This is a genomic window from Streptomyces sp. NPDC054847 (assembly GCF_053610925.1).
The window spans coordinates 1-6,664 of the sequence record NZ_JBSGZJ010000389.1 but is presented as its reverse complement, the minus strand read 5'-3'; the positions used below and the strand labels follow the sequence as shown (position 1 = coordinate 6,664).

The 6,664-nt window shown below is 71.4% G+C and carries 5 protein-coding genes; 2 read left to right on the top strand and 3 right to left on the bottom strand.

Annotation, left to right across the window (positions count from 1 at the left end; all coding sequences use genetic code 11):
* Together ACWGH4_RS28065 and ACWGH4_RS28060 are read right to left on the bottom strand one after the other, a co-directional pair.
* A partial coding sequence (locus ACWGH4_RS28065; RefSeq protein ID WP_453465858.1) for a PucR family transcriptional regulator ligand-binding domain-containing protein occupies positions 1–1,256 on the bottom strand: 1,256 nt, incomplete at its 3' end.
* Between the two features lie 48 nt (positions 1,257–1,304).
* The gene (locus ACWGH4_RS28060; RefSeq protein ID WP_441266582.1) at positions 1,305–3,131 is read right to left on the bottom strand and encodes a glycoside hydrolase family 15 protein; all 1,827 of its coding nucleotides are present in this window, start codon (positions 3,129–3,131) and stop codon (positions 1,305–1,307) included.
* A 470-nt stretch (positions 3,132–3,601) separates the two neighbouring features.
* On the opposite strand from ACWGH4_RS28060, the gene ACWGH4_RS28055 reads away from it, so the two are divergent.
* Complete coding sequence (locus tag ACWGH4_RS28055; protein WP_441266581.1) at positions 3,602–5,251, top strand: CTP synthase; 1,650 nt, start codon at positions 3,602–3,604, stop codon at positions 5,249–5,251.
* 87 nt (positions 5,252–5,338) lie between these two features.
* Complete coding sequence (locus ACWGH4_RS28050) at positions 5,339–5,965, top strand: NUDIX domain-containing protein (RefSeq protein ID WP_441266580.1); 627 nt, start codon at positions 5,339–5,341, stop codon at positions 5,963–5,965.
* Positions 5,966–6,406: 441 nt separating this feature from the next.
* On the opposite strand, the gene ACWGH4_RS28045 is transcribed toward ACWGH4_RS28050, so the two are convergent.
* A partial coding sequence (locus ACWGH4_RS28045; protein ID WP_453465855.1) for a hypothetical protein occupies positions 6,407–6,664 on the bottom strand: 258 nt, incomplete at its 5' end.

Sequence of the window (6,664 nt, the reverse complement as noted above, 5' to 3'; positions counted from 1 at the left end):
GCGTGGCGCAGAGCGGCGCCGGCCGCGGCCCAGCCGCCCGCGGCGGCGACCACCACGACCGGCGGGTGCGCGCCGGCTCTTTCGAGCCCGGCGCGGGCCACCCCCGCGCGCAGCGCCTGGGCCACCCGGTCCGCGACGGCGGTCCGGTCGCCCTCCGCGCGCAGTCCGACGAGGAGCGGCACCCGGCCCTCCACCGGCCGGACGCCGAGCAGCACCGGCACCCCGAGCGACGACAGTTCCTCGGAGACCGCCCGTGCCAGCACCGACCAGTTGCCGCTGGGCGTCAGCTCGGCCGCGATCCGCATCACCACCGGCAGCAGTGGCCCCGCGCCCGGTTTGAAGCCGAGGACCCTTGCCTGCGCGGGCGCGTCCTCCGGCGTGATGCGGCCCTCCGCCAGGTCGGTCAGGAAGTCGCCCCGGCCGCGTGCCGCGAGCTCCTCCTCCTGGCGCGCCTGCATCAGCACCACGGCGAGGATGCCCGCCGCACGCTCGGCCGCCATCCGGTGCACCGGCAGCACCGGGGACGACACGGCCAGCAGCACCAGCCGGGCACGGACCGCGCCCGCCCCTCGTCCGCCGCCGGGCACGTCGACGAGGACCGCGTTCGCCGGGGGGCCGTCCTGCCGGCCGCCCCGCAGCCCTTGCCACACCTGCAAGGGGTCGGCGGCGCCCGGTTCGCCGCCGGGGGTGTCCGCCGCGTACAGGAGCTGCCCGTCGGGGGTCTCGAGGAACACCGGGTCGCCCGTGAAGGACGCGAGGATCGCGAGCACCTGGGGCACCCCGCCGCCGCCGAGGAGGGCCTCCGTGCAGCGGCGGTGCACTTCCTCCGCCTGCTGGAGCAGCGCGTAGTGGCCGTTGACGATCTCGGTGTGGATCTCCTCGGTGACCGTGACGAACGGCACCTCCCGGTGCAGTTGCACCAGCGGCAGACCGGCCGCCCGCGCCGCCTCCACGATCGAGGCCGGCAGCCGGGAGAAACGGGGGCCCAGCTCGACGACCAGCGCGGCGATGCCGCGCTCCGCGAGCCGGTGGACGAACGCCCGCTGCTCCACCGGACGGGTCCCGAGGCCGAGACCCGTCGTCAGGAGCAACTCCCCGCCCTTGAGCAGGGAGGCGATGTTGGGCACCTCACCGGCGTGGACCCAGCGCACGGTGCGTTCCAGCCGGTCGGCGCCGGCCAGGACCTCCGGGAGTCCGCTGCGGAGGCCCGGGAGTTCCAGTGCCCGCCGCACGGTGATGCCGCCCTGCGTTTCCATGGCCGAGGACGCTACCGGGGCGACAGTTCCAAGGACAACAGCGGACTCCTAGCCACCGTAGGCCCCGGACGCGGTCAGCCGCAGCGCCGTGTCGATCAGGGGGACATGACTGAAGGCCTGGGGGAAGTTGCCCACCTGCCGCTGCAGCCTCGGATCCCACTCCTCCGCGAGCAGCCCGAGGTCGTTGCGGAGCGACAGCAGCCTCTCGAACAGCCGCCGGGCCTCGTCCACCCGCCCGATCATCGCCAGGTCGTCCGCCATCCAGAACGAGCAGGCCAGGAACGCGCCTTCGTCGCCGGGCAGCCCGTCGACGCCTTCGTGCGCGCCCTCGGTCGGGTAGCGCAGGATGAAGCCGTCCTCGGTGGACAGTTCGCGCTGGATCGCCTCGATCGTGCCGATGACCCGCTTGTCGTCGGGCGGCAGGAAGCCCATCTGCGGGATCAGCAGCAGGGAGGCGTCCAGTTCCTTGGAGCCGTAGGACTGGGTGAAGGTGTTGCGCTCCGGGTCGTAGCCCTTCTCGCAGACGTCGCGGTGGATCTCGTCACGCAGATCGCGCCAGCGCTCCAGTGGCCCGTCCGCGTCACCGGACTCGATCAGCTTGATCGTCCGGTCGACCGCGACCCACGCCATCACCTTGGAGTGCACGAAGTGCCTGCGCGGCCCGCGGACCTCCCAGATGCCCTCATCGGGCTGGTCCCAGTGCTTCTCCAGGTAGCGGATCAGCTTCAGCTGGAGCAGCGAGGCGTAGTCGTTGCGCGCGAGGCCGGTCATGTGCGCGAGGTGCAGGGCCTCCGTGACCTCGCCGTACACGTCGAGCTGGAGCTGGTGCGCGGCGCCGTTGCCGACGCGCACGGGACCCGAGTTCTCGTAGCCGGGCAGCCAGTCGAGCTCCGCCTCCCCGAGTTCGCGTTCGCCCGCGATGCCGTACATGATCTGCAGGTTCTCCGGGTCGCCGGCGACGGCCCGCAGCAGCCACTCGCGCCAGGCGCGGGCCTCTTCGCGGTAGCCGGTGCGCAGCAGCGAGGAGAGGGTGATCGCCGCGTCACGCAGCCAGGTGTAGCGGTAGTCCCAGTTGCGGACGCCGCCGATCTCCTCCGGCAGCGAGGTCGTGGGCGCGGCGACGATCCCGCCGGTCGGCGCGTACGTCAGGGCCTTCAGCGTGATCAGCGAGCGGACCACGGCCTCGCGGTACGGGCCGTGGTACGTGCAGTGGTCCACCCACTCGCGCCAGAACTCGGCGGTGGCCTCCAGCGAGCCCTGCGGGTCGGGAAGGGCCGGCTGCTCCTTGTGCGAGGGCTGCCAGCTGAGCGTGAAGGTGATCCGGTCGCCGGGGGCGACGGTGAAGTCGGAGTAGGTCGTGAGGTCCTTGCCGTACGTGTCGGTGTCCGAGTCCAGCCACACCGAGTCGGGGCCGGCGACACCGACCGTTCGGTTGTCGACCTTGTGGACCCACGGCACGATCCGTCCGTAGCTGAAACGCATCCGCAGCGCGGAGCGCATCCGCACCCGGCCGGAGACGCCTTCAACGATCCGGATCAGCTGCGGCGCACCGTCACGCGGCGGCATGAAATCGGTCACTCGGACCGTGCCCCGAGGGGTGTCCCACTCGGATTCGAGGATCAGCGAGTCGCCGCGGTACGTGCGACGGGTCGCGTCCGGCGCCTCGCCGTGCGGCTCGAACGCTGGCCCGAGCCGCCAGAAACCGTGTTCCTCGGTGCCGAGCAGCCCGGCGAAAATGGCCTGCGAGTCGAAGCGGGGCAGGCACAGCCAGTCCACCGTGCCGTCCCGGCAGACCAGTGCTGCGGTCTGCATGTCTCCGATGAGTGCGTAATCCTCGATGCGCCCGGCCACGTGCATCTCCAGTCGAACGGCCATGTCCGCCCCGCGGGGCGCTTACTGCGGTCAAGGGTCGTTGACAAGCCGCGGCGACCCCAAAAACACCACGCGGGAGGTGTTGCCACGTGCCTGGTGGGGGGCGCCGTGTTCCGGGTGACGGTCTGGGGATGTCGTCCGTGCACAGGTCCGGCTCGGCAGCGAGTTTCCGAGCAGGATACGACGCACGTCAACGATCTGTGTCGGGTCCCCGCAACACAGGTGCGGCGAACGGGTGAGCGGCCCGTGGGCCGCGGTGAGCGGTTCCCGCGCGTTGTGGTCACGGTACCTCCGGCGCCGCCGGGACGAGTACACGGGCGCGGCCGGGCGGCGGCCCACCCCCGTCGCTGATACCCTGGTACCCCGTGGACCGGTGGCCGGAAGGCCCCGAAACCGCAGCGACGGCGCCCCCCGATCCGGGTCGGCAGCCGGTACGCACCTCACTTCGCGACCACGGGAGCCCCCTCTTGGCGATGCCGCCCAAATCCATGACGACCAAGCACATCTTCGTCACCGGGGGTGTCGCCTCCTCCCTCGGCAAGGGCCTCACGGCCTCCAGCCTGGGTGCGCTGCTCAAGGCACGGGGCCTGCGGGTCACCATGCAGAAGCTCGACCCGTACCTGAACGTCGACCCCGGCACGATGAACCCGTTCCAGCACGGTGAGGTGTTCGTCACCAACGACGGCGCCGAGACCGACCTGGACATCGGCCACTACGAGCGCTTCCTCGACGTCGACCTCGACGGCTCGGCCAACGTCACCACCGGCCAGGTCTACTCGCAGGTCATCGCCAAGGAGCGGCGCGGCGAGTACCTGGGCGACACCGTGCAGGTGATCCCGCACATCACCAACGAGATCAAGTCCCGTATCCGACGGATGGCGACCGACGACGTCGACGTCGTCATCACCGAGGTCGGCGGCACGGTCGGTGACATCGAGTCCCTGCCGTTCCTGGAGACCGTCCGCCAGGTCCGCCACGAGGTCGGCCGCGACAACGTCTTCGTCGTGCACATCTCGCTGCTGCCCTACATCGGTCCCTCCGGCGAGCTGAAGACCAAGCCGACCCAGCACTCGGTCGCGGCGCTGCGCAACATCGGTATCCAGCCCGACGCGATCGTGCTGCGCGCCGACCGTGACGTGCCGACCGCGATCAAGCGCAAGATCTCGCTCATGTGCGACGTCGACGAGGCCGCGGTCGTCGCCGCCATCGACGCCAAGTCGATCTACGACATCCCGAAGGTGCTGCACACCGAGGGCCTGGACGCCTATGTCGTGCGCAAGCTCGACCTGCCGTTCCGCGACGTCGACTGGACGGTCTGGGAGGACCTGCTCGACCGGGTCCACAACCCCGACCACGAGGTCACTGTCGCGCTCGTCGGCAAGTACATCGACCTGCCCGACGCCTACCTGTCGGTGACCGAGGCCATGCGCGCCGGCGGCTTCGCCAACAAGGCCCGTGTCCAGGTCAAGTGGGTCACCTCCGACGACTGCAAGACCCCGGCGGGTGCCGCGAAGCAGCTCGGCGACGTCGACGCGATCGTCATCCCCGGCGGTTTCGGCGAGCGCGGCGTCAACGGCAAGGTCGGCGCCATCCAGTACGCCCGCGAGAACAAGATCCCGCTGCTCGGCCTCTGCCTGGGCCTGCAGTGCATCGTGATCGAGGCCGCGCGCAACCTGGCGGAGATCACCGACGCCAACTCCACCGAATTCGACGCGGCCACCGCGCACCCGGTGATCTCCACCATGGAGGAGCAGCTGGCGTACGTCGAGGGCGCCGGCGACCTCGGCGGCACCATGCGTCTCGGCCTGTACCCGGCGAAGCTCGCGGAGGGTTCCATCGTGCGCGAGGTATACGGCGACGAGCCCTACGTGGAGGAGCGCCACCGCCACCGCTACGAGGTGAACAACGCCTACCGCGCGGAGCTCGAGAAGAAGGCGGGCATCCTCTTCTCCGGCACGTCCCCCGACAACAAGCTCGTCGAGTACGTCGAGTACCCGCGCGAGGTGCACCCCTACCTCGTCGCCACCCAGGCCCACCCGGAGCTGCGGTCCCGCCCGACGCGTCCGCACCCTCTCTTCGCCGGTCTGGTGAAGGCGGCCGTGGAGCGCAAGTCCGGTCAGTGACACGCCAGACGATACGGTTGACCGGGGTACGGACCTGTGAAGGATCCGTACCCCGGTTTCCGTTGTGTGGGTGGAAGGACGCTTTCGATGGCCATCAAGGACACGCCCGAGCACTGGCAGGTCACCGCGACCACGACGCCGTTCCGGGGCAACAAGACCAGCGTCCGCACCGACGATGTCGTCATGCCCGACGGCACCGTCGTCAAGCGTGACTACCAGGTGCACCCGGGGTCGGTCGCCGTGCTCGCCCTCGACGGCGAGGGCCGCGTCCTCGTACTCCGCCAGTACCGACACCCCGTACGGCAGAAGCTGTGGGAGATCCCGGCCGGCCTGCTGGACGTGCCGGGGGAGAACCCGCTGCACGCCGCGCAGCGGGAGCTGTACGAAGAGGCGCACGTCAAGGCCGAGGACTGGCGGGTGCTCGCCGACGTCTACACCACCCCCGGCGGCTGCGACGAGGCGGTGCGGATCTTCCTCGCCCGGGAACTGTCCGAGGCCGAGGGCGACCGTTTCGAGGTCTCCGAGGAAGAGGCCGACATGGAGCTTGCCCGGGTGCCGCTCGACGAACTGGTCCAGGGTGTGCTCGCCGGGGATCTCCACAACACGTGCCTGGTGGTCGGCGTGCTGTCCGCGGTGGCGGCCCGTGGGGGCGAGGGCTTCGACGCTCTGCGCCCGGCGGAGGCGCCGTGGCCGGCGCGGCCTTTCGAGGCGTGACCACCCCGTCCGGCCGTACGTGATGTGACGATCCGCTGATCCGATCGGGCGACGACTGCGCCGTGCTCCGCACGGATCGTCGCAGAGCGTGAACTACGCTCGAATCGCCCGCACGGAGCCCCGTCGGGCTCGGCTCGTGCACGGCGGACTGGAGCGTGGCCCGTGACGGATCAGGCGCTGGACTTGGACGGCCCCGACCGGTCGGTCCCTCCTGAGCCGGCCCACCGCCCCGAGGGGCCGGATGATGCCTCGCCGGGCCCGCGCGTGGTTTCCCTGACCCGGGCGCCGGCCCCTGCGGCCGCCGGGCCCGCCGCCGAAGAGGCCGCCGGGCCCGGGACGGGGGGTCCCGGGCGGCAGGACGCCGAAGAACCGGGGGCCACCGACGCTTCCGATGTGGGTCGGGCACCGTCCGCCGTCCCTTCGGAACCCGACTCGGCGGCGTCAGCCGAACGTCCCGAACCCGGTTCGGGAGTGGGCGGGTCCCCGGAGGCCGGCCCAGCGGCGTCCGCCGAACGTCCCGAACCGGTCCCGGCGCGAACCGGAGGGCCGGAGCGTGGCCGTGTGGGGGCTGATGCGGCCCTGGAGCGGGACCAGGCAGACGCCGACGTACCCGAAGAGCGCGGCTCGGCGGCGGGCGCCGAGGCTGAACGCGACCCTGCGGAAGTCGGGCTGCCCGGGGAGCCCGGTCCGGAAGTACAC